Annotated in this window: 27 protein-coding genes, 2 pseudogenes and 2 riboswitches; of the genes and pseudogenes, 16 read left to right on the forward strand and 13 right to left on the reverse strand. The window is 60.3% G+C overall.

The window, feature by feature from the left end; all coding sequences use genetic code 11:
- Window positions 1–18: 18 nt before the first annotated feature.
- On the reverse strand, window positions 19–696 hold the full coding sequence (locus J7U39_RS07565) for an alpha/beta hydrolase (protein WP_064705075.1): 678 nt from the start codon (window positions 694–696) through the stop codon (window positions 19–21).
- 217 nt (window positions 697–913) lie between these two features.
- Between J7U39_RS07565 and J7U39_RS07570 the strand changes: the two genes are divergently transcribed.
- The 8 genes from J7U39_RS07570 (at window position 914) to sufA (ending at window position 8,324) form a co-directional block, all read left to right on the forward strand.
- On the forward strand, window positions 914–2,080 hold the full coding sequence (locus J7U39_RS07570) for a cysteine desulfurase family protein (protein ID WP_210631183.1): 1,167 nt from the start codon (window positions 914–916) through the stop codon (window positions 2,078–2,080).
- 162 nt (window positions 2,081–2,242) lie between these two features.
- On the forward strand, window positions 2,243–3,712 hold the full coding sequence (gene sufB, locus J7U39_RS07575; protein ID WP_064705073.1) for a Fe-S cluster assembly protein SufB: 1,470 nt from the start codon (window positions 2,243–2,245) through the stop codon (window positions 3,710–3,712).
- A gap of 1 nt (window position 3,713) precedes the next feature.
- Window positions 3,714–3,983 carry a hypothetical protein gene (locus J7U39_RS07580; protein ID WP_210631184.1) on the forward strand — a complete coding sequence of 90 codons (270 nt, stop codon included), beginning with the start codon at window positions 3,714–3,716 and terminating at the stop codon, window positions 3,981–3,983.
- A 132-nt stretch (window positions 3,984–4,115) separates the two neighbouring features.
- A complete protein-coding gene (sufC, locus tag J7U39_RS07585; protein WP_210631185.1) occupies window positions 4,116–4,871 on the forward strand; it encodes a Fe-S cluster assembly ATPase SufC in 756 nt (251 codons plus the stop codon).
- 24 nt (window positions 4,872–4,895) lie between these two features.
- A complete protein-coding gene (sufD, locus tag J7U39_RS07590) occupies window positions 4,896–6,170 on the forward strand; it encodes a Fe-S cluster assembly protein SufD (RefSeq protein WP_210631186.1) in 1,275 nt (424 codons plus the stop codon).
- 13 nt (window positions 6,171–6,183) lie between these two features.
- Entirely contained in the window at window positions 6,184–7,425 is a 1,242-nt protein-coding gene (locus tag J7U39_RS07595; protein WP_210631187.1) for a cysteine desulfurase, read from the forward strand.
- A gap of 12 nt (window positions 7,426–7,437) precedes the next feature.
- Window positions 7,438–7,818 (forward strand): SUF system Fe-S cluster assembly protein, encoded by a 381-nt coding sequence (locus J7U39_RS07600; RefSeq protein WP_210631188.1) that lies wholly within the window; start codon window positions 7,438–7,440, stop codon window positions 7,816–7,818.
- Between the two features lie 113 nt (window positions 7,819–7,931).
- Window positions 7,932–8,324, forward strand: a complete 393-nt coding sequence (gene sufA, locus J7U39_RS07605) for a Fe-S cluster assembly scaffold SufA (protein WP_210631189.1) — start codon at window positions 7,932–7,934, stop codon at window positions 8,322–8,324.
- A gap of 677 nt (window positions 8,325–9,001) precedes the next feature.
- On the opposite strand, the gene J7U39_RS07610 is transcribed toward sufA, so the two are convergent.
- The 5 genes from J7U39_RS07610 to J7U39_RS07630 form a co-directional block, all read right to left on the reverse strand.
- A complete protein-coding gene (locus J7U39_RS07610; protein ID WP_210631190.1) occupies window positions 9,002–9,307 on the reverse strand; it encodes a flagellar basal body protein in 306 nt (101 codons plus the stop codon).
- A 192-nt stretch (window positions 9,308–9,499) separates the two neighbouring features.
- On the reverse strand, window positions 9,500–10,291 hold the full coding sequence (locus J7U39_RS07615; RefSeq protein WP_210631191.1) for an amino acid ABC transporter ATP-binding protein: 792 nt from the start codon (window positions 10,289–10,291) through the stop codon (window positions 9,500–9,502).
- Window positions 10,288–10,956 carry an amino acid ABC transporter permease gene (locus tag J7U39_RS07620; RefSeq protein WP_210631192.1) on the reverse strand — a complete coding sequence of 223 codons (669 nt, stop codon included), beginning with the start codon at window positions 10,954–10,956 and terminating at the stop codon, window positions 10,288–10,290. Before J7U39_RS07620 ends, J7U39_RS07615 begins: the two co-directional genes overlap by 4 nt.
- Window positions 10,953–11,594: an amino acid ABC transporter permease gene (locus J7U39_RS07625; protein ID WP_210631193.1), complete on the reverse strand. Its 642-nt coding sequence runs from the start codon at window positions 11,592–11,594 to the stop codon at window positions 10,953–10,955. The genes J7U39_RS07620 and J7U39_RS07625 overlap by 4 nt, the downstream gene beginning before the upstream one ends.
- Before the next feature lie 97 nt (window positions 11,595–11,691).
- A complete protein-coding gene (locus tag J7U39_RS07630; protein ID WP_210631194.1) occupies window positions 11,692–12,519 on the reverse strand; it encodes a transporter substrate-binding domain-containing protein in 828 nt (275 codons plus the stop codon).
- A 229-nt stretch (window positions 12,520–12,748) separates the two neighbouring features.
- On the opposite strand from J7U39_RS07630, the gene hutC reads away from it, so the two are divergent.
- The 4 genes from hutC to J7U39_RS07650 all read left to right on the forward strand — a co-directional run bounded on the left by hutC (window position 12,749) and on the right by J7U39_RS07650 (window position 16,422).
- Entirely contained in the window at window positions 12,749–13,456 is a 708-nt protein-coding gene (gene hutC, locus J7U39_RS07635) for a histidine utilization repressor (protein ID WP_210631622.1), read from the forward strand.
- 29 nt (window positions 13,457–13,485) lie between these two features.
- Window positions 13,486–14,415, forward strand: a complete 930-nt coding sequence (locus J7U39_RS07640) for a LysR family transcriptional regulator (RefSeq protein WP_210631195.1) — start codon at window positions 13,486–13,488, stop codon at window positions 14,413–14,415.
- Between the two features lie 115 nt (window positions 14,416–14,530).
- Complete coding sequence (locus tag J7U39_RS07645) at window positions 14,531–15,886, forward strand: LLM class flavin-dependent oxidoreductase (protein ID WP_210631196.1); 1,356 nt, start codon at window positions 14,531–14,533, stop codon at window positions 15,884–15,886.
- Window positions 15,883–16,422: a flavin reductase family protein gene (locus J7U39_RS07650; RefSeq protein WP_210631197.1), complete on the forward strand. Its 540-nt coding sequence runs from the start codon at window positions 15,883–15,885 to the stop codon at window positions 16,420–16,422. Before J7U39_RS07645 ends, J7U39_RS07650 begins: the two co-directional genes overlap by 4 nt.
- Here J7U39_RS07650 and J7U39_RS07655 read toward each other — a convergent pair.
- Window positions 16,399–17,562, reverse strand: a complete 1,164-nt coding sequence (locus J7U39_RS07655) for an aminotransferase (RefSeq protein WP_210631198.1) — start codon at window positions 17,560–17,562, stop codon at window positions 16,399–16,401. The two genes, J7U39_RS07650 and J7U39_RS07655, sit on opposite strands and share 24 nt — an antisense overlap.
- Before the next feature lie 96 nt (window positions 17,563–17,658).
- On the opposite strand from J7U39_RS07655, the pseudogene J7U39_RS07660 reads away from it, so the two are divergent.
- Window positions 17,659–17,970, forward strand: a pseudogene (locus tag J7U39_RS07660) (arginase family protein); the annotation flags it as partial.
- Here J7U39_RS07660 and J7U39_RS31745 read toward each other — a convergent pair.
- From J7U39_RS31745 to gcvT, 5 genes and pseudogenes are all read right to left on the reverse strand, one after another.
- Window positions 17,906–18,142 (reverse strand): annotated as a pseudogene (locus J7U39_RS31745) (hypothetical protein); the annotation flags it as partial. The pseudogenes J7U39_RS07660 and J7U39_RS31745 sit on opposite strands and share 65 nt — an antisense overlap.
- Entirely contained in the window at window positions 18,129–19,169 is a 1,041-nt protein-coding gene (locus tag J7U39_RS07665; protein WP_210631199.1) for a GH25 family lysozyme, read from the reverse strand. The pseudogene J7U39_RS31745 and the gene J7U39_RS07665, both read right to left, overlap by 14 nt.
- Before the next feature lie 209 nt (window positions 19,170–19,378).
- Complete coding sequence (gcvP, locus tag J7U39_RS07670; RefSeq protein WP_210631200.1) at window positions 19,379–22,243, reverse strand: aminomethyl-transferring glycine dehydrogenase; 2,865 nt, start codon at window positions 22,241–22,243, stop codon at window positions 19,379–19,381.
- Window positions 22,243–22,605, reverse strand: a complete 363-nt coding sequence (gcvH, locus tag J7U39_RS07675; RefSeq protein ID WP_210631201.1) for a glycine cleavage system protein GcvH — start codon at window positions 22,603–22,605, stop codon at window positions 22,243–22,245. The genes gcvP and gcvH overlap by 1 nt, the downstream gene beginning before the upstream one ends.
- Before the next feature lie 27 nt (window positions 22,606–22,632).
- The gene (gcvT, locus tag J7U39_RS07680; RefSeq protein ID WP_210631202.1) at window positions 22,633–23,769 is read right to left on the reverse strand and encodes a glycine cleavage system aminomethyltransferase GcvT; all 1,137 of its coding nucleotides are present in this window, start codon (window positions 23,767–23,769) and stop codon (window positions 22,633–22,635) included.
- Between the two features lie 75 nt (window positions 23,770–23,844).
- Window positions 23,845–23,925: riboswitch (glycine riboswitch) on the reverse strand.
- A riboswitch (glycine riboswitch) is annotated at window positions 23,926–24,018 on the reverse strand.
- Window positions 24,019–24,176: 158 nt separating this feature from the next.
- Between gcvT and J7U39_RS07685 the strand changes: the two genes are divergently transcribed.
- Together J7U39_RS07685 and J7U39_RS07690 are read left to right on the forward strand one after the other, a co-directional pair.
- Window positions 24,177–24,557 (forward strand): hypothetical protein, encoded by a 381-nt coding sequence (locus J7U39_RS07685; protein WP_210631203.1) that lies wholly within the window; start codon window positions 24,177–24,179, stop codon window positions 24,555–24,557.
- 72 nt (window positions 24,558–24,629) lie between these two features.
- Window positions 24,630–25,673, forward strand: a complete 1,044-nt coding sequence (locus tag J7U39_RS07690; protein WP_210631204.1) for a copper chaperone PCu(A)C — start codon at window positions 24,630–24,632, stop codon at window positions 25,671–25,673.
- 62 nt (window positions 25,674–25,735) lie between these two features.
- Here J7U39_RS07690 and J7U39_RS07695 read toward each other — a convergent pair whose 3' ends face one another.
- Window positions 25,736–26,002 (reverse strand): hypothetical protein, encoded by a 267-nt coding sequence (locus J7U39_RS07695; RefSeq protein ID WP_210631205.1) that lies wholly within the window; start codon window positions 26,000–26,002, stop codon window positions 25,736–25,738.
- Window positions 26,003–26,121: 119 nt separating this feature from the next.
- On the opposite strand from J7U39_RS07695, the gene crcB reads away from it, so the two are divergent.
- Window positions 26,122–26,499: a fluoride efflux transporter CrcB gene (gene crcB / locus J7U39_RS07700; protein WP_210631206.1), complete on the forward strand. Its 378-nt coding sequence runs from the start codon at window positions 26,122–26,124 to the stop codon at window positions 26,497–26,499.
- Window positions 26,500–26,504 lie beyond the last annotated feature (5 nt).

The following is a 26,504-nucleotide window of genomic DNA, read 5'->3' on the forward strand; positions in this document are numbered from 1 at the left end:
ACGTCGGTGCTCTGCCGGTCAGCGGATCCGCTTGGCCGCCGGCTCTGGCACCAGCTCGCCATTGAGGCGACGGTCGAGATAATCCTCGCATTCGCTCATCAGCGTCTCCACCTGACCGTTGAAGAAGTGGTTGGCGTTGGCGACCGTGCGATGGGTGATGAGGATGCCCTTCTGGGTCTTCAGTTTTTCGACCAGACCATTGACATCCTTTTCCGGCGCCACCTTGTCGGCCTCGCCGTTGATGATCAGGCCGGAAGAGGGGCAGGGCGCCAGGAAGGAGAAGTCGTAGGTATTCGGCTGCGGGGCGATCGACATGAAGCCCTCGATTTCCGGCCGGCGCATCAGAAGCTGCATGCCGATCCAGGCGCCGAAGGAATAGCCGGCGACCCAGCAGGTCTTGGAATCGGGGTGCAGGCTCTGCACCCAGTCGAGCGCGGAGGCGGCATCCGACAATTCGCCGGCGCCATGATCGAATTCGCCCTGGCTGCGGCCGATGCCCCGGAAGTTGAAGCGCAGCGTCGTGAACCCGCGCTTCTGGAACATGTAGAAGAGCTGGTAGACGATCTGATTGTTCATCGTGCCGCCGAACTGCGGATGCGGGTGCAGGATAAGCGCGATGGGCGCGCTTTTTTCCTTGGAGGGCTGGTAGCGGCCTTCAAGACGGCCGGCTGGGCCGTTGAAAATTACTTCGGGCATTGGTACTCCGGGTTTTATTTCGCGTTCGCGCTGCGTTGGACGACAACATGACTTGACTAACGTTGTCAGCTTTTCTAAAACGCAGTTTAGAACAATTCGAAACTTGCATGGCGATCCACGCTTCGTGGAACGTGTCATAAGGCAAGCCCGGCGGAAATTTCAAGAAAAATGCACCGCGGATGCTGAAGCAAGCTCGTCAAGCGCAGGACTGAAGATCATGGCGCCGCCACGCCTTTATCTCGACTGGAACGCCACAGCGCCGCTGCATCCCGCAGCACGCGAGGCGATCATGCGCGCCATTGACATATTCGGCAATCCGAACAGCGTGCATGGGGAGGGCCGCGCCGCCCGCGCCGCCATCGAAGGCGCACGGCGCAAGGTGGCCGCTCTTGCCGGCACCGATCCGGGCAATGTGATCTTCACCAGCGGCGCGACGGAGGCCGCCAACTTGGTGCTGACGCCGGATTTTCGCATGGGCCGCACGCCGCTTCAGCTCGGCCATCTCTATTTTTCCGCCGTCGAGCACCTGGCTGTACGAGAGGGAGGCCGATTCCCGAAGGACCGCACGACCGAGATCCCGGTGACGGACGCCGGTATCGTCGATCTGCAAGCGCTGGCCGCATTGCTCGATGCCCATGACACATCGACAGGCCTCCCGATGGTCGCGATCATGTTCGTCAACAACGAGACGGGCATTGTCCAGCCGGTCGAAGAAGCGGCCAGGATTGTGCGGGCGCACGGTGGTCTCTTTGTGGTCGACGCCGTGCAGGCGGCCGGTCGTCTGCCGATCGAGATCGAGCGCATCGGCGCGGATTTCATCATCGTCTCCTCTCACAAGATCGGTGGACCGAAGGGGGCGGGTGCACTGATCGCGCGCGGCGAGGCGCTGATGCCGAAGGCGTTGATCCGCGGTGGCGGGCAGGAGAGGGGTCACCGGTCGGGGACACAGAATTCGCTGGCGCTGATTGGCTTCGGAGCTGCGGCGGAAGCCGTGCTTCAGGATCTTGAGGAACGGAACGCTGCGATTGCTGCGCTGCGCGACAGGCTGGAAGCCGGCATGCACGCTACCGCGCCCGATGTCATCATCCATGGCGCCGGTGGTCCGAGGGTCGCCAACACGATTTTCTTCACGCTCCCTTGCCTGAAGGCGGAGACCGGGCAGATCGCTTTCGATCTTGAAGGCGTTGCCCTTTCGGCGGGCTCTGCTTGCTCATCCGGCAAGGTCGGCGAAAGCCATGTGCTGACGGCGATGGGGCGCGACGCCAAGCTGGGGGCGCTGCGCATCTCGCTCGGCTTTTCCACAACGGAAGAGGATATCGATAGGGCGATTGCCGCCTTCGCGAAGATAGCCTGCCGGCGCAGGTCGGCGGGCGAGGCGGCTTGACCGCCTCATAAACTTGCGGAAACACAAATTTCCGCTTGCCAATCGGGCTGAAAAGTTCCTTTTGGCCTCCTACATCAGGGCAAAGGATTTTGCCCGGGGCAAGTCAACTGCCCATACGCTACAAGCTGCCGGACCTTGTATCCGGCGAGATTGGAGAACGAAATGGCTGCCGTGCAGGAAACGATCGACCAGGTGCGCCTGATCGATGTGGACCAGTACAAATACGGTTTCGAGACCGTCATCGAAATGGACAAGGCGCCGAAGGGCCTGTCCGAGGATATCATCCGCTTCATTTCGGCCAAAAAGCAGGAGCCGGAGTGGATGCTGGAATGGCGTCTCGAGGCCTATCGGCGCTGGCTGACGCTGGAAGAGCCGACCTGGGCACGCGTCAATTATCCGAAGATCGATTTCAACGACATCCATTATTATGCCGCGCCGAAAAGCGCGCCGGGTCCGAAGTCGCTCGACGAGGTCGATCCGGAGCTCTTGAAAGTCTATGAGAAGCTTGGCATCCCGCTGCGTGAGCAGGAGATCCTGGCCGGCGTCGAGAAGCCGAAGATCGCCGTCGACGCCGTTTTCGACAGCGTCTCGGTCGTCACCACCTTCAAGGCGGAGCTGAAGAAGGCCGGCGTGATCTTCATGTCGATCTCGGAAGCCATTCGCGAACATCCCGATCTCGTGCGCAAATATCTCGGTTCCGTCGTGCCGACCTCGGATAATTATTATGCGACGCTGAATTCGGCGGTCTTCACCGACGGTTCCTTCGTTTTCGTGCCGAAGGGCGTTCGTTGCCCGATGGAGCTTTCCACCTATTTCCGCATCAACGAGAAGGGCACCGGCCAGTTCGAGCGCACGTTGATCATCGCGGAAGAGGGCGCCTACGTCTCCTACCTCGAAGGCTGCACTGCGCCGCAGCGCGATGAGAACCAGCTGCATGCGGCCGTGGTCGAGCTCGTGGCTCTCGACGATGCCGAGATCAAATATTCCACCGTCCAGAACTGGTATCCGGGCGACAAGGAAGGCAAGGGCGGCATCTACAACTTCGTCACCAAGCGCGGCGATTGCCGTGGCAATCGCTCGAAGATTTCCTGGACGCAGGTCGAAACCGGGTCGGCGATCACCTGGAAATATCCGTCCTGCATCCTGCGCGGCGACGACAGCCGCGGCGAATTCTACTCGATCGCCGTGTCGAACGGCCATCAGCAGATCGACAGCGGCACCAAGATGATCCATCTCGGCAAGAACACGTCGAGCCGTATCGTCTCCAAGGGTATCGCGGCCGGCGTTTCCAACAACACCTATCGCGGCCAGGTCTCGGCCCACCGCAAGGCGTCGAATGCGCGCAATTTCACCCAGTGCGATTCGCTGCTGATCGGCGACAAGTGTGGCGCTCATACCGTGCCCTATATCGAGGCGAAAAACTCGACGGCGCAGTTCGAGCACGAAGCGACGACCTCGAAGATCTCCGAGGACCAGCTGTTCTACTGCCTGCAGCGCGGCATCCCCACCGAAGCGGCGATCGCGCTGATCGTCAACGGCTTCGTCAAGGAAGTCCTGCAGGAACTGCCGATGGAATTTGCGGTCGAGGCGCAGAAGCTGATCAGCATCTCGCTGGAAGGCTCGGTCGGTTGATATGAACGAGACGGACAAAAAATGTATTTTTGGACGTCTGGAGAATATGCGCGGGGAAATATTGGCGAAAATTCGTCCCCGCGAGCAAAGGTACGAAACGGAAAAGCCGCCGGAGCAGCCTTACGTGTTTCTCCAGCAGCGCATGGAAAAACCGGCAAAGATCATTGGGGTTATCGGGCGGCCTATGGAGATCCCGGAATTTGTCGAGTGCCTTCGGTTGATTTTAAAGGCAGCGGGCGCAGTTTTCGCTGCCATCTGTTTTTGGCGATAACGCCGAGTACAACAACATGTCGACGCGCCCCCAAAGCGATCCTCGGGACGGGCCCGAGGATGACGGATCGAGGCCGGTGCGAACGGTCAATCAGGCGGCACTTGAACCCGCTTTATGAACAGGAAGAACGAAATGCTTGAAATCAGAAACCTTCATGCCCGCATCGCCGAAGACGGCACCGAGATCATCCGTGGTCTGAACCTTACGGTGAAGGCCGGCGAAGTTGCGGCGATCATGGGGCCGAACGGCTCCGGCAAGTCGACACTCTCCTACGTGCTGTCCGGCCGCGAAGACTATGAAGTGACCGAAGGCGACATCCTTTATAACGGCGAGAGCATTCTCGAGCTCGATCCATCCGAGCGCGCCGCCAAGGGCATCTTCCTCGCTTTCCAGTATCCGGTCGAAATCCCGGGCGTCGCCACCATGCAGTTCCTCAAGGTGGCGATGAACGAGCAGCGCAAGGCGCGCGGCGAGGACGAGCTGACGACGCCGGATTTCATGCGCCGCGTCAAGGAAGCTGCGGCCAAGCTGCAGATCAATACCGAAATGCTGAAGCGGCCACTCAATGTCGGCTTCTCCGGCGGCGAGAAGAAGCGCGCCGAGATCCTGCAGATGGCGCTGCTGGAGCCGAAGCTCTGCGTGCTCGACGAAACCGATTCCGGCCTTGATATCGACGCGCTGAAGATCGTCGCCGACGGCGTCAACGCGCTGCGTTCGCCTGATCGCGCTGTCGTCGTCATCACCCACTATCAGCGCCTGCTCGACTATATCGTGCCTGATACCGTCCACGTGCTCTACAAGGGCCAGGTCATCAAGTCGGGCGACAAGACCTTGGCCCATGAGCTGGAAGCCAATGGTTACGCCGACATCATCGGCACAGCGGCCTGAGTTCGGGTGGAAAGGACGACGTCCATGAACATGCAGACGACGAGCCGCCAGACCGCGGCCGAAACGGCGCTGATCGAGGCCTTCAATCAGCAGATCGGCGACCTACCCGGCAATGGTGCAGTGACGGCGCTGCGTGACCGGCTTCTCGATGATCTGAAGAAGGCCGGCCTGCCGACGCGCCGCATCGAAGCCTGGCACTATACCGACCTCAAGAATCTGCTGCGTGCCGTACCGGCGCAAGTGGGTGATGCGGGCTCCAACGCGCTTGAGCCGGTCGTTGCCGGTTCCTCGGTGCTGGCGGTCATTCAGGGCCATGCCAATCAGAAGGCGGCCGTCGACGGTCTTGGCCTGTCGGCCTATTCCGAACGGCTGATCGACGGTTCCGCCGTCGAAAGGCTCGATGCGTTGGGCAGCGACGATGCGGTCGGGCGGATCAACGGCAGCTTCGTGCGCGACGGCTATGTGGTCGACGTGCCTGATGAAACCGAACTTGAAAATCCGCTGGAAATCCAGTTCATCCATGCCGGCGGGCAGACGCATACGCGTCTTCCGGTTTCCTTCGGCGCCGGCGTCAAGGGAACTGTCATCGAGCGTCACCGTGCGGTGACGGGCGATGCCGCCTTCGTGTCCCATATCAGTGACATCACAGTCAGCGAGGGCACGGAGCTGACCTGGATCATCCTGCAGCAGCAGGGTCCCGACGATACTCATCTTGGCCAGATCCGCATCGATCTCGGCGCCGACGCCAAGCTCCGGCTGTTCGTCATCAATGCGGGCGGCAAGCTGGTGCGCCAGGAACTGAATATCAAGGTGACGGGCGAGGGCGCCGATCTGACGCTGCGCGGCATCAACCTGCTCGGGGCCGATAGCCATACCGATGTGACGATGGTGCTCGGCCACGACGTCCCGCATACCGGTTCGACCGAAGTGATTCGCAACGTCGTCTTCGACCGCGCCAAGGGTGTCTTCCAGGGCATGATCCGGGTTGCGCCCGATGCGCAGAAGACCGACGCCAAGATGGCCTGCAACACGCTCTTGATGTCCGACGACGCCGAGTTTTCGGTCAAGCCGGAGCTCGAGATCTTCGCCGACGACGTGCAATGCGGCCATGGCGCGACGGTCACCGATATCGATGCCAATCATCTCTATTACATGATGGCGCGCGGCATTCCGGAGAACAAAGCGCGGGCGATGCTCGTCAACGCCTTCGTCGCCGAGATCGTCGAGGAACTGGAAGACGAGGCCCTGGTCGAGGCGCTGGAAAGCGTGATTTCGGCCTGGCTCGAAAAGCACGCCTGATCGGATGAATGCCATGGACAAGATAGTGCCAGCCACTGAGTACGACGTCGAAGCCATCCGCCGGGATTTCCCGATCCTGGCGGAGAAGGTGCACGGCAAGTCGCTGGTTTATCTCGACAATGGCGCTTCGGCACAGAAGCCGCGGTCGGTGATCGACGCCATCTCGCATGCCTATGCGCATGAATATGCCAATGTGCATCGCGGCCTGCACTATCTCTCCAATGTCGCGACGGATGCCTATGAGGCAGCGCGCGAGAAGGTTCGTCGCTTCCTCAACGCGCCCTCGGTCAACGACATCGTCTTCACTAAAAATTCGACCGAAGCGATCAATACTGTCGCCTATGGCTGGGGCATGCCGAAGATCGGCGAAGGCGACGAGATCGTCCTGACGATCATGGAGCACCATTCCAACATCGTGCCCTGGCACTTCATCCGCGAGCGCCAGGGCGCGAAGCTGGTCTGGGTTCCGGTCGATGACGAAGGCGCCTTCCATATCGAGGATTTCGAGAAAAGCCTGACGGAGCGCACCAAGCTCGTCGCCATTACCCATATGTCGAATGCGCTCGGCACGATCGTTCCGGTCAAGGAAATCTGCCGGATCGCGCATGAACGCGGCATCCCGGTGCTGATCGACGGCAGTCAGGGTGCCGTGCACCTGCCGGTCGACGTGCAGGATATCGATTGCGACTGGTATGTCATGACTGGCCACAAGCTCTACGGCCCGTCAGGTATCGGCGTGCTTTACGGCAAGAAGGAGCGGCTCTCGCAGATGCGCCCCTTCCAGGGCGGCGGCGAGATGATCTTCGAAGTCGCCGAGGACGCGGTCACCTACAACGATCCGCCGCATCGCTTCGAAGCCGGCACGCCGCCGATCGTCCAGGCGATCGGGCTCGGTTATGCGCTCGACTATATGGAGAAGGTCGGGCGCGAGGCAATCGCCCGCCATGAGGCCGATCTTGCGGCTTACGCAGCCGAGCGCCTCAGATCGGTCAATTCGCTGCGGATGTTCGGGACGGCGCCCGGCAAGGGGAGCATCTTCTCCTTCGAGCTTGCCGGCATCCATGCCCATGACGTCTCGATGGTGATCGACCGGCAGGGCATTGCAGTGCGGGCCGGCACGCATTGCGCCATGCCGCTCTTGAAACGCTTCGGCGTCACCTCCACATGCCGAGCATCGTTCGGCATGTACAATACCCGCGCCGAGGTCGATGCGCTGGCCGATGCGCTTGATTATGCGCGCAAGTTCTTTGCCTGAGGAGTGTCCGTGATGAGCCTGGACGAAAGCGAACAGAAGATCGACGTGCGCGAAGGCATCGTGCATTCCAGCATCCCGGCCGATGAACTGGCGCGGCTCAGTGATGACGTCATCGCCGCGCTGAAAACCGTCTACGACCCGGAAATCCCTGCCGACATTTTCGAACTCGGCCTGATCTACAAGATCGACATCGAGGACGACCGGATGGTCAAGATCATGATGACCCTGACCGCTCCCGGCTGCCCGGTCGCCGGCGAGATGCCGGGCTGGGTGGAGAATGCCGTCGGCGCCGTCGAAGGTGTGTCGGGCGTCGAGGTCGAAATGACCTTTGATCCGCCGTGGACGCCGGACCGCATGTCCGAGGAGGCGCAGGTCGCCGTCGGCTGGTACTGAGCAGGAGATGGTACCGGCGCAGTACCATAGTATTGATCCGTTTACCTCGCGCGATTACATTTGATTCATGAAGCACCGGATCTTGACCCCGGTTGTGGAAGGAGATTGAGCCGATGGGCTTTGCAGTGATGAGCATGACGGACGGGGCTGCGGCCCGCGTCAAGGCGATCGTCGAAAACTCCGGCCCGGAGGCGAAGGGCGTTCGCGTTGGCATCAAGAAGGGCGGCTGCGCCGGGATGGAATATACCATCGACCTGGTGACCGAGCCGAATGCCAAGGACGATCTGATCGAGCGCGACGGCGCCAAGGTCTGGATCGAGCCCTCAGCCGTGCTCTATCTTCTCGGCACCGAGATGGGCTTCGAGCAGACGACCCTGCGCTCCGGCTTCACCTTCACCAATCCGAACCAGACGTCGGCCTGCGGCTGCGGCGAATCCGTCGAGCTGAAACCTGCCGATCTTGCGGCTCTCGCCGCACAGCGCCAGAGCGAGCCGGCGCATTCGTGATACCGTTCAGGCTGTTGGGAAATTTCCTTAGCATCTGTTCAAGAAAGCGGATGCTGGTCAAACCCTTATTATCACGGGCTTGATCAGTGGCTTGGATGAAGGTGAGGCTTGTTGCTGAAAAGCGTTCGAATTCTTGCCGGACGTAGATTTATACCAAACCATGCCAAAGTGCGCTCGACGATTCACCGTTTGGGGCCCCACCTAAAGGCCGATTTGATTGAATTTAATGAGACGCCATATGGCAGAAAATCAAATCAATGATCCGTACTGCTCTCAAACTTGCTAAGATCCTTGGTGCGTTGACTGTGTTAGCCACAGGATTGCTCTCTGGCTGCGCCAGAATGCCACCAGTATTTTCGGACGATGGCGCGACAATTTCATTCAAGGGTGAAAAGTTTAAGTACCATGCTCCCGGTCAAGCGGAAGTGTCTTGCAGATTTGTTGATCGGCGAAAATCGGCAGTTTGTGACAATGGCTTAACCTCCGAGTTGGTAGTGGCTGGGCTTCCCTTCCACGGCGTCGTATTAGTTGAATTCGATGGGCGGCGGTTTAGGCCCGCAGAAAGTCCCTAAACGACGCCGCGGTTCGAAAGCTGATGATCGCAATTACGCTACCCCTTAGAACAGCGGCCACTCTCGGACGGCCGTTAGGCGATTGCTGATCGAGTGCCGGTGTGTTCAGTCGCGCTTGATGCTCATCAGCATTTCCCACATGTCGGCGCCGGTCTCGAAGACAGCGGCGTTCGCCTTGTAGCTCTGCTCGGCTTCGATCAGGTCCGTGAGTTCCGTGGCCGGATCGACATCGGATGCTGTCGGGCTGACGATGGCCTGAACGCCGCCTGATCCGACAGAGGTGAGGCTGGTGTTCAGCCTGTTATAACCAGGGGTGCTGCTGTTTGCGATGTTGCTGGCGATCGCGCCGATCCGTGTCGTCTGTGCCTGCATGCCCGAAAGAGCAGTGTTTGCGATACCCGATATGCTCATCAACCGTTTCCCCGGAACTGGATAGTCGTCTTTTACTCGCAAGGCTTTAGGGAATGCTGAAGGCGCTGCGTTAGCAAAGATCTATCGGCGCGTGGTCATGCCATCATATTTGCTCCGAAACGGCACGGCGCCATACGCGTGATCGACACTTGCGTGAGGCTTTGCCCGCTCCCGGATACGGAAAGAGGGGCATCACAGCAGCATCGAGGCTCCGCGATCGATGTAGGTATCAAGAAACTGTTCGAGGCGGGGATTTCGCGGTCGCTTGAAAACCTCTTGCGGCGGACCGGTGAACAGCACCTTGCCGTGATCGAGAAAGATGATCTGCTGGCCGACCGTTGCGGCAAACCCGATCTCGTGGGAAACGACGACCATTGTCATGCCTTCGGCGGCGAGATCGCGCATGACGTTCAGCACTTCGCCGGTCAGTTCGGGATCGAGTGATGAGGTTGGCTCGTCAAAGAGCATGATCTTCGGGTTGAGAGCCAGGGCCCGCGCGATAGCAACACGCTGCTGCTGTCCTCCCGAAAGTTGCGACGGATAGTGGTTTGCCCGACCCTCGAGACCGACTTTGGCGAGCTGGGCCATTGCCCGCTCCTCCGCGTCCTTGCGGTTCATCTTGTGAACCGTCTTCAGCGCCTCGCTGACGTTGCCGAGCGCCGTCATGTGCGGCCAGAGATTGAATTGCTGAAAAACCATGCCGATCTGGGCACGAATCCGCCGATTTGCGGCGGCCGGCAATCGCTCCCTTACGCCCTTCGCATTTTCCGCAAAGCCGAGCACCTCGCCATTGACGGCAATGGTGCCCTTTGTCGATTCTTCCAGAAACGCCATGCAGCGCAGCAGCGTGCTCTTGCCGGATCCTGATGGACCGATCACGCAGGAAACCTGTCCCTGGGCGATATCAAGATCGATACCGTTCAGCACGGTGGAATCGCCAAACGTCTTGACTAGATTTTTGACTGCGATCGCGGGAACGCTCATATGTTGAAAAACCTGAATCTGGTGAGTTTCGTTTCGGCGAGACGACCGAGCCAGCCGGTGATTTCGACCAGCGCCCAGTAGAAGAGGGCGAGGACAAAAAGCGCTTCGACAAAAGCATATTGCTGCGATCCGATGGCGCTCAGTGTTGCCGTCAGTTCCGGCACGGTGATGATCGACAACACGGCCGTCTCCTTCATGAGGATGATCGTCATGTTGAGCGAAGGCGGCAGCACCAGCATGGTCATCTCAGGCAGCAATATGCGCCTGACGATCTGCGTGTGTGTCAGCCCAACGCATAGACCCGCCTCGATATGCCCCTTCGGGACGGCGGCAAAGCCCGAGCGGAATATCTCGCTGAAATAGGCCGCGCCGTAGATGGACAGGCCGACGACGCCTGCTGGGATCGGATTGAGCGACAATCCAACGAAGGGGCCGCCGTAGTAGACGAGGAATATCTGAATGAGGAAGGGCGTGCCGCGCAGCACTGCGATGACAATCCCGAACGCCCTGTCGAAGAGCACCCCGCCAAAACGCCGCGCGACAGCGACAAGGAAACCCAGAACGGCAGCGGCAAGAGCGGCGACGATCCAGATAACGATTGTCACGAAGGCACCGCTGGCGATCTCCGGCAAATGGCTGAAAATCACATTGATATCGAACGTCATCGCGGTGCTCCCGGCAGGGAGCGCTCGATCAGACCGCCGGCAAGCGCTACGATCCAATTGATGGCGAGGTAGATCAGACCGGCGGAAGCGAAGATTTCGAGCGGCAGAAAGGTGCTGCCGGCAAGGTCCTGGGCCATGCGCGTCAGCTCAACGATCCCGACAACGGAGACCAGCGAAGAAGCCTTCAAAATAAGGATCGCTTCGTTGACGAGCGCCGGAAAGGTCAGCCGCAGAGCGATTGGCGCCTTGATCCGGCGGAAAATCTGCATGGGCGTGAGACCGACCATCTCGGCGGACTCGACAAGGCCCGAGGGGACGCTGGCAAAACCGCCGCGCAGATTTTCAGCCTGATAGGCAGCCGTGCACAGCGAAAGGCCAACGACGGCCGCAACGATACTCGGCACGTTGATGCCGATCACCGGCAGAAGGTTGTAGATCAGCAACAGCTGCACCAGCAGCGGTACGCCGCGAAAGAAGCTGATGAAAACCTGCCCCAGCAGCATGAAAAGCCGTTGCCGCGAAAGGAGCATGGCGGAAACAATGATCGAGATCGCAAAGCCGATCAGAATCGAAACCACGCTGATCGTGACCGTGTAGATCGAAGCTTGCAGAAGAAGTTCGAAAAGTTTGGTGGACATGGGCGGTACTTGCCTGCGTGCTGCGGCCGTGACGTCTGTTCGCACGGCAAATTGCGCCCCGACCGATGGCGGGGCGCGAGCATTTCACCGGCAATGATTAGAATGCCGGATCCTTGACAGCGTCCGGTGTGTCGAAAGACGCACCGAACCACTTCTTTTGCAGCTCTGCCATACGCCCGTCTGCCTTGATCTTGAGCATCGCGGCATCGACCGCGTCCATCAGCGGGGCGTGATCGGCGTCCTTGAGACCGATGAAGCCGAAATAGGACTTCTTTCCGAAAGGCGGCAGGACAACTTCGAAAGTGCCCTTTCGCTGGCTCGCGACAAAGGCGATGTTCGGGAGCGAATTGGCAACGCCGGCAATACGGCCGGCTGCGAGATCGGCGTAGGTCTCCGTGAAGGCAGGATATTCGCGCACATCGACTTTGGTCGGCAGCGTGTCGGAGAATTCCTTCAGCTGGTCGAGCTGGGCAGTTGCCTTGCCGACACCAATCGTCTTGCCGGCAATGTCTTCCGGCTTGCTGATCGTCGTGTCGCCGGCCTTCTTAAGGATGGCAATCGTCGCTTCGGCGATCGGCGGCGTGAAGCGATAGCGCTCCATGCGCTTCTTGGTGATCGTTGCAGGACCTGCGACGATATCGAACTTGCCAGCCTCAAGCGCGGGGAAGACGCCGTCCCAGGGAAGTGCCACCCACTCGATCTTGACGCCAAGTTCCTTGCCGATCTCGGCAAAAAGGTCGACGTTCAGGCCCGTATGTTCACCGGCGTCGATATAGTCAAACGGTGCGAAAGCCGTTTCGGTGCCAACCTTGAGCGTGCCGGCTGCCTTGACGGCCGCCAGCGTATCGGCTGCGTGGGCGGAAAAGGCTGCTCCTAACAGGAACGCAGCGCCGACCAGACCCGTCAGCAGTGACTTTGCCTTCATGATCATCTCTCCAGTTTTATTCCTCCGACGGAGGAGTTTTGTTCCCGATTTTGATTTCAATGCGCGGATTTTTATGCTCCGCTTTTGACTATACAAATAGATATAGGCTGGCCTAGAGTGTCAATGTAAAAGTCAAGGAACGCAAAAATTGTGCCGGGTGGCGGCAATCTTTGCCGGCGTGACGCGACCGCTCCGGCACTTTGATAGTGACGCCCAACGAGGTGTGGACTTGGTGTCGATTTATCAGCGCATTTACATGGATATCGAGGCGAAGATCATTAGCGGCGATTGGCGGCCCGGCGACCGTATTCCCATAGAACATGAACTGGTCGCGGAATATCAATGCTCGCGCATGACCGTCAGCAAGGCACTGTCGGCTCTGGTCGAGCGCGGCATGATCGTCAGAAGGCGCAAGACCGGTTCGTTTGTTGCGTCGCCCCAGATCGACCGCACGGTAATGGATATTCAGGATATCAGCACCGAAGCGGAACTGGCCGGGCACGAACACCGCTTCGAGCTTCTCACCCGTAAAGTCGAACGCCTTGGAGAAACGGACGCACAACAGCTGTCGGAAGCTCCCGATGCGGAGATACTCAGGCTTCAATGCCTGCATATCGTGGACGGCAGACCCAATGCCATCGAACGGCGGATCATCATGCTCGACGCCGTCCCACGTGCGCGCGACGAGAGCTTCGCCTCGATCCCGCCCGGCAAATGGCTGCTTGCAGAAGTTCCCTGGTCCAAGGCCAAACACGTCATCCGCGCCGTCTCGGCCGATACGGCGACGGCGCGAATGCTGGAGATAAAAAGAGGCCAGGCGTGCCTTAGCCTAATCCGGCAGACCTGGCAGAACGGCCGGACGGTGACATATGTTGAGATTACCCATCCAGGCGACCGGTTCCAGTTCGCAGGGACGTTTCATCCGATGGCAAATTGAGTTGGCGCACACCACGGGAGGTTCTGCAAGTGATCGATGAGCGCTTCAAGACGATCCCGCTCAAGGGTCTGCAAGCCTTCGAGGCGGTGGGGCGTTGCGGCGGCGTGACGGCTGCGGCACTGGAGCTCAAGGTCTCGCCGGGGGCAATCAGCCAGCAAATTCACAAGATCGAAAGTTTTCTTGGAGTTTCGCTGCTGGAGCGGAGCGGGCGAACCGTTGAGCTGACCGCCTGGGGCCGGCTTTATCATCAGGAGATTTCGAAGGGATTTGAGCAATTTGCGTTCGCTCAGCAGTTATTGGAAAGGGCACGCAACGAGACGCCGCTGGTCCTTAGCGCACTTTCTTCCGTCGTCAACAAATGGATCGGCAGGCGAATCTTCGACTGGCAGGCCCTACACCCCGATGTTCAAGTGAGAATTATTGGACGGGACAAGGAGCCCAGGATTGGTTTCGACGATGTCGATTTCCGCGTAAGCTACGGGTCGGACGTCCTGCAGCACGACCATTATACTGAACTGTTTCGCGATTGGGTCGTGCCTGTCTGCTCGCCGTCGCTAATGCAGGATCGCGCGCACGCGGCCCGAGATCTCTTCGAGCAGCCGCTTCTGCATGTCGAGTGGGAAAGGCACTTCACGCCTTACCCAAGCTGGGCGGAGTTTGCGGCCATGGCCGGTATACCGTTCGACGCGTCGACGCCCGGCCTCTCCTTTACCCTGTCGAGCAGCGCGATCGATGCAGCCGTCAACAAGCGTGGCGTCGTCCTCGCGCAGATGTCGATGATATCAGATGAGCTCGAGGCGCAGACGCTCGTCACTCCCGTCGATATGCGGATTCCGCTGCGCGAAAGCTACTTTCTCGCCTGGGACCGCGCGGCACTGCAAAAGCCGCGCGGCCGCGAATTCCGCGACTGGCTCGTCGCCATTTCCCGTCAGCAAGCTTTGGTGTCAGCCTCCAAGTGAACGTTTTAGAAAATCTAAAACGGACCTTAGCGCCGCGATGTTGATGAAAATTTGCGCCTGGTGATAATTTGCGCGGCCACCTTCAATCGGCAGCATGCATAAGGGGGAGAGCTCGATGGCGCGAACTGACAAGATGAAACTTGGGACCTTCGTCTACACTTTCGGCTTTCATCCAGCCTCGTGGCTGCATCCGGCCAGCGATGTCGGCGGCGCCAATGACTTCGCCCATCTGCTCGATGTCGCCAAACGATCCGAGGCGGCCAAGTTCGATTTCATGTTCATGGCGGATTCTCCGGCTGCCGCCGTCGGTGATCCGAATGCGCTTGCCCGTATTCCGACCAAGATGAATCGCTTCGAACCCCTCTCACTGCTATCAGCATTGGCGGTCACGACCAGCAATCTCGGTCTCGTTGCGACGGTGTCGACAAGTTATTACGAGCCATACAATGTCGCCCGCCTGTTCGCCTCGATCGACCATCTGAGCAACGGGCGCGTCTGCTGGAATGTTGTCACCTCCGACCATGACGAAACCGGCTACAACTTCAATCGCGAGGGACTTGATCCGCACGCGCTACGCTATGAGCGCGGCAACGAATTCGTCGATGTCGTTTTCGGCCTTTGGGACAGCTTCGAGGAAGGTGCTCTGCTTCTCGACCGCGAAAACGGTGTCTATTATGACAAGGACAAGCACCACACCCTCAATCACAAAGGCAAGCATTTCCAGGTCCGCGGACCCCTCAACATTGCGCGAACGCCCCAGGGCCGTCCCGTCATCGCCCAGGCCGGCGGTTCAGAACCCGGAATGGACATGGCGGCGCGCACTGCCGAGATCGTCTTCAGCCTCGCGTCGAATATCGAGCGGAACAGGGCCTTCTACGAAAACGTCAAGAGCCGGATGCCGGCCTATGGGCGCGATGCCGACGACCTGAAGATCATGCCGGGCATCGTTCTCAACGTCGGTGAAACGGTAGCCGAGGCGAAGGCGAAGGTCGACTATCTGATCGACAAGATGCATCCTGATGTCGGCCGGTTAATGCTTTCCGAATTCCTGGAAGCGGACTTGCGCGACGTGCCGCTCGATAAGCCCTTCCCCATGGATCGGCTTCCGGCGGCGCCGAAGGGTTCACGCGCCTTGTTCGACGAACTGGTCGGTTTCGTCAGGAGCGGCCATACCGTCGGCGAGCTCATCCGGCACTATGCCGAGAAGCATACCGGAAATGGCATTACAGGTACGCCCACCCAGATCGCCGACTTTATGGAGGAATGGTTCGAGACGCGGGCCGCCGATGGCTTTATCCTGATGTTCCCGACTCTGCCGTCCAGCCTCGAGGATTTCGTGGGGCTCGTCCTGCCCGAGCTTCGCCGCCGCGGTCTGTTCCGCGAGGAATATGAGGGAAGGACCTTGCGCGAAAACCTCGGTCTTTCAATGCCGGCAAACCGTTTTGCCAAAACGCAGACGCCGGCCCGATGAGTGCAGCGGCTTTGATCAGCGAAGCAGATTTCAAGCTTTCGATGCGTCATCTGGCGGGTGCGGTCAGTGTGATCACGGTCGGCGACGGACAAGACCACACCGGCTTCACCGCAACCTCGGTCTCTTCATTGTCGGCGGAGGTGCCCTCCGTCATCGTCAGTGTCAACCGCGCATCTTCCTCGTGGCCGGTATTGCAGCGGTACGGCTGTTTCTGTGTCAACGTGCTCGCGGCCGACCAGCAGCAGGTGGCGCAATCCTTTGCAGGTTTCGACGGACGCAAGGGCGTGGAACGCTTCGGTAATGCGGGATGGTATCGCCTCACGACTGGCGCGCCCGTTCTCGAAAACGCTCTTACCGTGCTGGACTGCAAGCTCGAAACGGAATTCCACCATCATTCCCATGCGATTCTGATCGGGCATATTTGCGCCATCCAAGTCCGACAAGGCATAGGGCCGCTCATCTATTGGCGCGGCGGCTATCGTGAACTTCCGGCGGAGGTCGATTGCCACGTTCTAGCGGAGCCGCTCCGACAATAGCCCTATCGAGGCAACATCCGCATTGGCAAAGGCAAGTCTGAGGTAATGCTCTTGTCTCTCGCCGAAATAGGCGCCGGGCAAACAGACGATGCCCGATTCCCTGGCGAGTCTTTCGGCGATCTCTGAAGATGATCGATCGGCGAAAGGGTGACGGACGAAGGCGAAATATGCGCCGATCGCTCCTATTTCCCAATCATGCAAGCTGGAAAAGACCAGCTTTAACGCATCCGCCCGGCGCGCGATTTCCAGCCGGTTGCCGGCCCGCCAATCGGCAAGCGCGGGGATAGCCGATGCAACGGCGATCTGAGCCGAGCGCGGTGCGCAGATCTGCATATTGTCCATCACCTTGGCGATCTCGGCGACGAGCTTGGGTCCTGCCGTGATGGCACCCAGCCTGTGGCCGGGGATGCAAAAGGATTTCGAAAAACTGTAAAGAAGGACGACCGTGTCCTCCCAACCCGGCTCGGACAGGAGTGAGTGCGGCCGGCCGTAATCCTCGCCCAGGAAATCGCGATAGGTTTCATCAAGGATCAGCCAGGTGCCATACTTCCGGCAAAGAACTAAAAGCTCGTGCAGCAGGCTTGGCGGATATACCGCTCCGGTCGGATTGTTGGGTGAGACGACTGCCAGCACCTTGGCGCCGGCCGCAAGTGCTGCTTCGGTCGAACTCGGGTTAGGCAGAAAACCGCTGGCAGGATCGCACTCAACCAATCGACGTCCGATTCCCAGCATCGACAGCGTCGTATCGTGATTGAAATAGAAGGGATTGGTGAGAGCCACCGTATCGCCCGCGCCAGCAAGGGCGATCGCCGCGCACATGAACGCCTGATTGCAGCCGGCGGTGATGTGGATATTGCCTTCGGAAAGGTCGGCGCCGTAAAGCGCGGCGAGATGTGCTGCATAGGCCTTGCGTAACAGGGGCTCGCCTTCGATTGGACCGTAGCCTGTCATCGCCTGTTGTCCGGCCGCCTCGGCAAGCCGGCGAAGCATCTCCGGATGGGCGGGATAGCCGGGTACGGCTTGCGATAGATCGATGAGCGGCCCCTTGTTGCCTTTATATTCGCGGCTCCAGGCAATGACGGAAGGAATGGGCGGGGCAGAGAGTCGGGAAACACGTAAATTGGGTTTTGCAGCGATCATGTCGATTTCTCATTGATAGCAATTGCTACAACGATACCAATTACCTTCTCAATCCCTTTGTCGCCTGAGACGGGACCGAAGCGAAGACATATGCTCATGGTGTGGGACAAAAACCGACTCGAACAGATGCGCGCAGATTTCGCGGACGCCAATGGTGGTGAGATATTCGATGAGAGGTTTCGGAAAGTGGCGGAGAAGATCATCTCCAAGAACGGCACGAGACTGGCGCCATATGCCGGCGTACCGACATTCCTCAGCGCACCCTATATGCAGGTCGCAGACGATGAGCCGGACTTCGGCAATCTCCAGGTTGCGATCACCGGGATACCCATGGATCTCGGCGTCACCAACCGCCCGGGCCCCCGTTTCGGACCGAGAGCGCTTCGCGCCATAGAAAGGATCGGCCCCTAATGAACTGGTGCGTATTGATTTTGAGGATTGAGGGGTCTTTTGTCCAGGCATCGCAGATTGCCTGGTAGGGCGTTCGCCACCGCAAAGCCTTGAGGTGCTTGGCACAGTAATAGGCTGTGACGAAGGCAAGGACATGGGCTTTCAGGCTGTCGAGATTAACGTGACACCACCCAGTTGTGCCAATCGCTTTCACTGCCGTTGAAGACGTTGAGGTCGATCTTGCCGTCGACGCCGTCGGAGAGGCCGGAGCCGGAATATTGCCAGAACAGCCATTTGCGGCCGGGATAGACCTTGGACGGGTGAGCGGCGACCGAGCGCAGCCAGAAGGGATAATCGAGCATCTGACCTTTCAGATTGTCGCGATAGAAATCCGGCGCCGTGTAGATGATCGGGCGCTGGCCGTAATGACGCTCGAGCTTGTCCATGAAGACCTGCATCTTTTCTCGAACCCGAGCCGGGGAGATGCGGCGCTTGCAGCTCGACTCACCGTTCCACTCGACGTCGATGACGGGCGGAAGCGCGTTGGCTTCCTTAGGAACGTTGCGGATGAACCAGTCGGCCTGTTCGCCGGCTGTCCGGCACCAGTAGAAGAAGTGATAGGCGCCGTGTTTCAGGCCTGCTTCCTTGGCCCGGCGCCAGTTCTTTCTGAACATCGGATCGAGGTGATCGCCGCCGTCGGTCGCCTTGATGTAGACGAAATTCGCGCCTTGCTGCCGCAGAGTGTCCCAATCGATCTCGCCTTGCCAGCGCGAGACGTCGACGCCATGCACGGCGAGCTTTCGGGGTGAGGTCGAGCCGAAGTTGATCGGTTTGGCGTCGCGGAATCGGTGGCTATAAATTCGCGAGCGCGTCGGTGATTTCGGGCCGGCATCCGGATCAATCCCCGGATTGGCAGGCATCAACATCGCAACCGGCCGTTCCGTCGGCATCGGCATGCCGACCGGTCTCTCCGTCGGCACCAGCGCCTGAGGTTCCGGAACCGGTCCGGTCCAGCTCAATGCTTCCTGCGGCGGGCTTGCCTGCGGGGCGGCGTCGCCAACGGCAGCGGCCGGTATCGGGCCGCTCGGCTTCGTGATGGCGTTGGTAGTTTCCTTCGACGGCACAGGGGTGAGTACATCTTCGGCGCCGGAACTTGTAGAGCATCCCGACAGGATCACGGCGGCGAGGAGAATTGCTGATACAGCCGATGGACGCATAAGAACCTGCACGCAAAACCAAGATCGATGGCGACGTTTCCGGTAGGGAAAACCGCCCATTTGAAATTGCTAACAGACACTTGCTAAGAAAGGTTAAATTTGAATCCAATGCCTTGAAAAGGGGCCGGGTTCAGTCCGCCGTTCGCCGCCTGTGCAATGCCGGCGTGCAAGCCCTCCCGAACGGCACGGGAGGGCTTGTGCAATTGCTGTTATTCCGCCGCCTCTGCGTAACTTTCCACCGGCGGGCAGGTGCAGATCAGGTTGCGGTCGCCATAGACATTGTCGACTCGGTTGACCGGCGACCAGTATTTGTCGACGCGGAAGGCGCCGGGCGGAAAGCAGGCCTGTTCCCGGCTGTAGGGACGATCCCATTCGCCGACAAGGTCTTCCACCGTGTGCGGGGCGTTCTTCAGCGGGTTGTCGGCCTTGTCCATGCGGCCTTCCTCGATGGCCCGGGCTTCCTCGCGGATCGCCAGCATCGCCTCGCAGAAGCGGTCGAGTTCGGCCTTGGTCTCGCTTTCCGTCGGCTCGATCATTAGCGTGCCTGATACAGGCCAGCTCATCGTCGGCGCATGGAAGCCGCAGTCGATCAGGCGCTTTGCGACGTCATCGACGGTGACGCCGGCGCTGTCGACCAGCGGGCGCGTGTCGATGATGCATTCATGCGCGACGCGGCCGGTCTTCGATTTGTAGAGCACGTCATAAGCGCCCTTCAGCCGGGCAGCGATATAGTTTGCGTTGAGGATCGCCACCTTGGTCGCCTGCGTCAGGCCTTCGCCGCCCATCATCAGGCAGTAGCTCCAGGAGATCGGCAGGATCGACGCGGAGCCGAAAGCGGCTGCTGAAACCGCGCCCGGACGACCGTCGGTTTCAAGGTGGCCCGGCAGGTGGGGCGCCAGATGTGCCTTGACGCCGATCGGGCCCATGCCGGGGCCTCCGCCGCCATGCGGGATGCAGAAGGTCTTGTGCAGGTTGAGGTGGGAGACGTCGGAGCCGATGTCACCGGGGCGGGACAGGCCGACCATGGCGTTCATGTTGGCGCCGTCGAGATAGACCTGGCCGCCGTGCTGATGCACCAGTTCGCAGATTTGCTTGACCGTCTCCTCGAACACGCCGTGCGTCGAGGGATAGGTGATCATGCAGCAGGAGAGATTGGCCGCATGCTCCTCGGCTTTGGCGCGGAAATCCTCCATGTCGATGTCGCCGTTTTCGCGCACCTTGATGACGACAACCTTCATGCCGGCCATCTGCGCCGAGGCAGGGTTGGTGCCGTGCGCCGAGGTCGGGATCAGGCAGACGTCGCGATGGCCTTCGCCGTTGGCGATGTGGTAGTTGCGGATGGTCAGCAGGCCGGCATATTCGCCTTGCGCGCCGGAATTCGGCTGCATGGAAAAGGCGTCGTAGCCCGTGACGGCGCAGAGCTTTTCCGTGAGATCATCAAGCATTTCGCGATAGCCGAGCGCCTGGTCTGCCGGCACGAAGGGATGGATGTCGGAAAATTCCGGCCAGGTGATCGGCAACATTTCCGCGGTGGCATTGAGTTTCATCGTGCAGGAGCCGAGCGGGATCATGGCGCGGTCGAGCGCGAGGTCACGGTCGGAGAGCCGGCGGATGTAACGCGTCATCTCGCTTTCGGCCCGGTTCATGTGGAAGATCGGGTGGGTGAGATAATCACTGGTCCTGAGCAGGTCCTTCGGCAGGCGGTAGGATGGCTCGAAATCAGCAATGGCAAAATTGCCGCCGAAGGCGCGCCAGACTGCTTCGAGCGTCGCGGGGCGCGTGCGCTCGTCGAGGCTGATGCCGATTCCGGTTTCGCCGACCTTGCGCAGATTGACGCCCTCGGCGACGGCGGCGCGCAGGATCAGGCCTTGCATGTGGCCGACATCGACGGTGACCGTATCGAAGAAGCTTTCGGGCTCGACCTTGTAGCCGAGTTTCTCCAGGCCCTTGGCCATCAGCACGGCCTTCTGGTGCACCTGCTGGGCGATTGCCTTGATGCCCTTCGGGCCGTGGAAGACGGCATACATCGACGCCATGACGGCAAGCAGCACCTGGGCGGTGCAGATGTTGGAGGTCGCCTTCTCGCGGCGGATATGCTGTTCGCGGGTCTGCAGCGACAGGCGATAGGCGCGGTTGCCGCGGGAATCGACGGACACGCCGACGAGGCGGCCGGGCATGGAGCGCTTGATGGCATCCTTGACCGCCATATAGGCCGCATGCGGACCGCCGTAGCCGACGGGAACGCCGAAGCGCTGCGAGGAGCCGATGGCGATATCGGCGCCCATTTCGCCAGGTGATTTCAGCAGCGTCAGCGCCAGAATGTCGGCTGCGACCACGGCGATTGCGCCGGTCTGGTGCAGGCGGGAGATCAGGCCGGTGAAGTCATGCACGTGACCATGCGTGCCAGGATACTGGAAGATCGCGCCGAAGACATCGACCGGATCGAGATCGGTGAAGGGATTGCCGACGATGACGCTCCAGCCCAGCGGCTCGGCGCGGGTACGGATGAGGGCGATGGTCTGCGGATGGCAGTCGGCATCGACGAAGAAGGCCTTCGCCTTCGACTTGGAGACGCGCTCGGCCATCGCCATGCCTTCGGCGGCGGCGGTCGCCTCGTCGAGCAGCGAGGCGTTGGCGACGTCGAGGCCGGTCAGGTCACAAATCATTGTCTGGTAGTTCAGCAGCGCTTCGAGGCGGCCCTGGCTGATCTCCGGCTGGTAAGGCGTATAGGCCGTATACCAGGCAGGATTTTCCAGGATGTTGCGCTGGATGACCGGCGGCGTGATCGTCCCGTAGTAACCCTGACCGATCAGCGAAACGAGCACCTTATTCTTGTTGGCGGTCTCGCGCAGCTTGTCGAGCGCCTCGCGCTCGGTCATCGGCGCCCCCCAGACGAGCGGCGCCTTCTGGCGGATGGCGGGTGGTAGCGTCGCATCGATCAAGCCGTCGAGGCTGCTATAGCCGATCACCTTCAGCATCTCGGTCATCTCCGTCGGCGAGGGGCCGATATGCCGGCGATTGGCGAAATCGTAGGGCTGATAGTCGGTGAACTGGAATTCGGTCGGCGTCGTCATTACGCGGTGAGCTCCCTGTAGGCGGCCTCGTCGAGCAGGCCGTCGGCATCGGCTGGGTTCTTGAGCTTGAGCTTGAAGAACCACCCGGCGCCTTGAGGATCGGAGTTGATGAGCGAGGGATCGGCGACGATTGCCTCGTTGACCGCGGTGATCTCACCGTCGAGCGGACAATAGACTTCGGAGGCCGCCTTGACGGATTCGACGGTTGCCGCATCGTCGTTCTTCGCAAAGCTCTTGCCGACTTCCGGCAGTTCGACGAAGACGAGATCGCCGAGCTGTTCGACGGCATAGGTGGTGATGCCGACGGTTGCGACATCGCCGTCGAGCTCGAGCCATTCATGTTCAGCGGTAAATTTCAGCATGGAAAAATCCTTTCGGAAAACAGGGTTTCAGCGTTTGTAGGTCGGCGTGACGAAGGGCAGGGCGGAGACAGTGACGGGCAGGAACTTGCCGCGCACCTCGGCATAGACCTGGGTGCCCACCGCAGCATGGGAGATCGGCAGATAGCCCATGGCGACGGGACCTTCGACGCTGGGGCCGAAGCCGCCCGATGTGACTTCGCCGATTTCGGTCTTGCCCTCGGCATCGGCGTAAAGCTTGGCATGGCCGCGCACCGGCGCCTTGCCCTCCGGCTTCAGGCCGACACGACGGCGGGCCGCGCCGTTTTCGAGTTCGGAGAGGATGCGGCCGGAGCCCGGAAAGCCGCCGGCGCGTGCGCCGCCGGCCCGCCGCGCCTTCTGCATCGCCCATTCGAGCGCTGCCTCGACCGGCGAGGTGGTGGTGTCGATGTCGCTGCCATAAAGGCAGAGGCCGGCTTCCAGACGCAGGGAGTCACGGGCGCCGAGGCCGATCGCCTGGACGTCCGGATGTTCGAGCAACCGCATGGCGACATCTTCGGCCTTGTCAGCCGGGACGGAGATTTCGAAGCCGTCCTCGCCGCTATAGCCGGAACGCGAGACAAGGCAGGAAACGTCGTGCAGGCGGCAGTGGCGCACATCCATGAATTTCATCGCCGCGACGTCGGCCCAGAGTTCGGCGAGAACCTCGACCGCGCGCGGTCCCTGCAGCGCGATCAGCGCGCGATCCAAAAGGGTGATATCGCACTGGTCGCCGATATGGGCCTGCAGATGGGCGAGATCGGCCTCCTTGCAGGCGGCGTTGACGACGACGAAAAGGTGGTCGTCGAGATGGGTGATCATCAGATCGTCGAGAATGCCGCCGGTATCGTCGGTGAAGAAGCCATAGCGCTGGCGGCCTGCCGGGAGCCCGAGAATATCGACAGGCACAAGGCTTTCGAGCGCCAGCGCCGCATCCTCATAGCTGCCCGACTTCGCCTTCACGATGACCTGGCCCATGTGGGAGACGTCGAAGAGGCCAGCCTCGGCGCGGGTATGAAGATGTTCCTTCATGACGCCGGCGGGATATTGCACCGGCATGTCGTAACCCGCAAACGGCACCATGCGGGCGCCGAGCGAAAGATGCAGGGCATGCAGCGGGGTTTTCTTGAGGGCAGCAGTATCGTCCAAACGACGCCTCCGGGGTTTGCGCCTTTTGCTGAGGCGCGGGCTCAAATCTGAAGGCGCGGCTGCGCGCTTCTCTCCTGAGCCCCCTCTGTCCCTTTGCCTGAGATTGTTATCCCTTCGGCGAGCGTTTCGAGAACGCTTCTCTCCAGAGTTCCGTCTGCCCCCTTGCTGGTCCTTTGGCCTGAGAGTTTCCGGGGCGGTTGCTCCTTCGGCACCGGTGGCACAAGCACCGGATTCTCCCAACAGGGTTGGCCGCAATTATCCGGCGGGCGCAGCACTTGGCAAGGCCAAATGTCGTGACCTGACAAATTTTTGTCGCCATACTCACGGCAGGGCGCGATCTGCGGCAAATCTGCTTTTGCATTCGGCCGTGAAAACGGCTATCGCGACTTGCTGTTGAAGGGGATTTCATGCGGCGGACAGGACTGAAAGCGATGCTCTTCCTGCGCATGTTTTGCGCCTTGGGCCTGCTTTTGCTCGGATTCTCCCATCAGGCCCCGCAGGCTGCCGCTTCAGATGGTTATGATGCCACGGCCTACATGCTGCCGGATGGCAGCTTTGCGTCGCTCTGCGTCACAGTGAAGGAGGCGGGAGGCAAGACTGTCGGCTTCAAGCCGAATTGCGAAGCCTGCCGGCTGTCTGCGTCGGTGATCCTGCCGATGCCGGATGCGGGTTCGTGGCTCGCGCGCAAGCTCGCCTCGCTCGTCAATGTTCCGATGGAGGCCGCGGCCGTTGCCGGCGTCAGCGCCGTCAGCCGGGCAAATTCGCGTGCGCCTCCTTCCCTCATCTGATCTGCCTCCGCAACCTAAGACGTAGAATGCCGGTTCGCCCAAAGAAGATAGCGACCGGCGAGGAGATATCCGATGAAAACAATCAAGACTTTCGCGCTTTCCGCGCTTCTTTCCGCTACCGCCTTCGCCGGCGCCGAGGCGCATGTCAGCTTCCTCGACCGCGAGGTGCCGCTGGACACCACGATTCTCGCCACGCTGCAGGTGCCGCATGGCTGTGATGGCAAGGCGACCACGGAAGTGCGGGTGAAACTGCCGGAAGGTTTCGTCTTCGCCAAGCCGCAGCCAAAGGCCGGTTGGGAGCTCGAAGTGATCAAGGGCGACTACCAGAAGACCTACGACAATCACGGCGACAAGGTGAAGACGGGCGCTATCGAGATCCGCTGGAAGAATGGCAATCTTTCTGATGATTTCTACGATGCTTTCGTCATCCAGGGGAAGGTTTCGGGCGTCGAGGCCGGCAGCTCGCTTGCCTTTCCGGTGACGCAGCTCTGCGGCGATGCGGTCACGGTCTGGGATCAGGTGGCAATGGCTGGCGGCGATGCGCATGAGCTAAAAAGCCCGGCGCCGCTGCTGAAGATCGTTGCCGGCGAAGATCATGGCCACGACCATGACGACATGGCTGGGATGAGCATGCCCGGCATGGACGCGACCGGCAAAGCCGGCATGGACGCGACCGGCAAAGCCGGCATGGACATGTCCGCTATGGCGGCTGGGGCCCCGGCCGGGGAAACGGTCAAGGCTGGCGACCTCGAAATCTCCGGCGGCTTCGCCAAGGCGATGCTGCCAGGCCAGCCGGTCGGCGGCGGCTTCTTCACGGTGAAGAATAACGGCCAGACGGACGATCGACTGGTGTCGGTAAGCTCGCCGGCAGCCGGTGAGGTTCAGATTCACGAGATGGTGACGAAGGACAATGTCATGCGGATGCGCCAGCTGAAGGATGGCATCGCCGTTGCTGCAGGCCAGACCGTGAAGCTTGAGCCCGGCAACCTGCATCTGATGTTCCAGAAGGTGAAGACGCCGTTCAAGCAGGGCGATACGGTGCCGGTGACGCTGAGCTTCGAGAAAGCCGGCAAGATTGACTTGGTGCTGCAGGTACTTTCGGCGCAAGGCAAGTGAGCACAGGCTGGTTAAGACAGAAAAGCCCGCGACGCGGGCTTTTCGCTGGAGAGGCGGTTGCCTCAGACGTCTTCGTAGGACTGCAGCGCCTGCTTGAGGCCGGCCTGCGGCTGACGATTGCCCCTCTCCATCAGGTCGAGTGCCACTTCGGTCGACTGGATGATACTGGCGGGATCGTCGACTCCTTCGGTGCCTTCGGCCTTTAACTGCCGGTCAGCGAGCCGGCGCGAGTCGCGGGCGGCGGTGCTCGTGGCGACGCGCTGCGGTATTCTCAGCGTTTCCAGGGCAATGGCGGCGGTGCTTGCCGAAATGGACAGGAGCTGGGTCATGCCGGCACAGTATCGACAGGACCTTGGCGCCGGCATAAGAAAGTTGTTAGCATTTTACTGAATTTAAAGAATTTATTCCGTCACGATCGGCTGCGTTCTCAAACTCGGATATTCCGCCCATGATCCAGGCTCTCCTCGTCGCCGTCGGTGGCGCCATCGGTTCCGTCCTCAGATATTTTGTCGGTCAATGGGCGCTGAGGCTCCTGGGGCCGGCCTTTCCCTGGGGCACTCTCGCGGTCAATGTCGTCGGCTGCTTCGTCATTGGTGTCTTTGCCGAACTGGTCGCGCGGAAGTTCAACGCATCGGTGGAACTGCGCCTGCTGTTGATCACCGGTTTTCTCGGCGGCTTCACCACCTTCTCGGCCTTCTCGCTCGATGCCATCTCGCTCTTCGAGCGCGGCGAGGCTGTCGCCGGCGGCCTCTACATAGCAGCCAGCGTCGGCCTTTCGATGGCGGCAGTGTTCGCGGGCCTCGCCATCATGCGCGCTTTGGTCTGATTCCG

This window comes from Rhizobium sp. NLR16a (assembly GCF_017948245.1).
Lineage (GTDB): Bacteria > Pseudomonadota > Alphaproteobacteria > Rhizobiales > Rhizobiaceae > Rhizobium.

Bases quoted from the DNA above. Each gene is read 5' to 3' on its own strand.
- J7U39_RS07565 (WP_064705075.1), bottom strand. From the start codon at position 696: ATGCCCGAAGTAATTTTCAACGGCCCAGCCGGCCGTCTTGAAGGCCGC.
- J7U39_RS07570 (WP_210631183.1), top strand. From the start codon at position 914: ATGGCGCCGCCACGCCTTTATCTCGACTGGAACGCCACAGCGCCGCTG.
- sufB (WP_064705073.1), top strand. From the start codon at position 2,243: ATGGCTGCCGTGCAGGAAACGATCGACCAGGTGCGCCTGATCGATGTG.
- J7U39_RS07580 (WP_210631184.1), top strand. From the start codon at position 3,714: ATGAACGAGACGGACAAAAAATGTATTTTTGGACGTCTGGAGAATATG.
- sufC (WP_210631185.1), top strand. From the start codon at position 4,116: ATGCTTGAAATCAGAAACCTTCATGCCCGCATCGCCGAAGACGGCACC.
- sufD (WP_210631186.1), top strand. From the start codon at position 4,896: ATGAACATGCAGACGACGAGCCGCCAGACCGCGGCCGAAACGGCGCTG.
- J7U39_RS07595 (WP_210631187.1), top strand. From the start codon at position 6,184: ATGGACAAGATAGTGCCAGCCACTGAGTACGACGTCGAAGCCATCCGC.
- J7U39_RS07600 (WP_210631188.1), top strand. From the start codon at position 7,438: ATGAGCCTGGACGAAAGCGAACAGAAGATCGACGTGCGCGAAGGCATC.
- sufA (WP_210631189.1), top strand. From the start codon at position 7,932: ATGGGCTTTGCAGTGATGAGCATGACGGACGGGGCTGCGGCCCGCGTC.
- J7U39_RS07610 (WP_210631190.1), bottom strand. From the start codon at position 9,307: ATGAGCATATCGGGTATCGCAAACACTGCTCTTTCGGGCATGCAGGCA.
- J7U39_RS07615 (WP_210631191.1), bottom strand. From the start codon at position 10,291: ATGAGCGTTCCCGCGATCGCAGTCAAAAATCTAGTCAAGACGTTTGGC.
- J7U39_RS07620 (WP_210631192.1), bottom strand. From the start codon at position 10,956: ATGACGTTCGATATCAATGTGATTTTCAGCCATTTGCCGGAGATCGCC.
- J7U39_RS07625 (WP_210631193.1), bottom strand. From the start codon at position 11,594: ATGTCCACCAAACTTTTCGAACTTCTTCTGCAAGCTTCGATCTACACG.
- J7U39_RS07630 (WP_210631194.1), bottom strand. From the start codon at position 12,519: ATGAAGGCAAAGTCACTGCTGACGGGTCTGGTCGGCGCTGCGTTCCTG.
- J7U39_RS07645 (WP_210631196.1), top strand. From the start codon at position 14,531: ATGGCGCGAACTGACAAGATGAAACTTGGGACCTTCGTCTACACTTTC.
- J7U39_RS07650 (WP_210631197.1), top strand. From the start codon at position 15,883: ATGAGTGCAGCGGCTTTGATCAGCGAAGCAGATTTCAAGCTTTCGATG.
- J7U39_RS07655 (WP_210631198.1), bottom strand. From the start codon at position 17,562: ATGATCGCTGCAAAACCCAATTTACGTGTTTCCCGACTCTCTGCCCCG.
- J7U39_RS07665 (WP_210631199.1), bottom strand. From the start codon at position 19,169: ATGCGTCCATCGGCTGTATCAGCAATTCTCCTCGCCGCCGTGATCCTG.
- gcvP (WP_210631200.1), bottom strand. From the start codon at position 22,243: ATGACGACGCCGACCGAATTCCAGTTCACCGACTATCAGCCCTACGAT.
- gcvH (WP_210631201.1), bottom strand. From the start codon at position 22,605: ATGCTGAAATTTACCGCTGAACATGAATGGCTCGAGCTCGACGGCGAT.
- J7U39_RS07685 (WP_210631203.1), top strand. From the start codon at position 24,177: ATGCGGCGGACAGGACTGAAAGCGATGCTCTTCCTGCGCATGTTTTGC.
- J7U39_RS07690 (WP_210631204.1), top strand. From the start codon at position 24,630: ATGAAAACAATCAAGACTTTCGCGCTTTCCGCGCTTCTTTCCGCTACC.
- J7U39_RS07695 (WP_210631205.1), bottom strand. From the start codon at position 26,002: ATGACCCAGCTCCTGTCCATTTCGGCAAGCACCGCCGCCATTGCCCTG.
- crcB (WP_210631206.1), top strand. From the start codon at position 26,122: ATGATCCAGGCTCTCCTCGTCGCCGTCGGTGGCGCCATCGGTTCCGTC.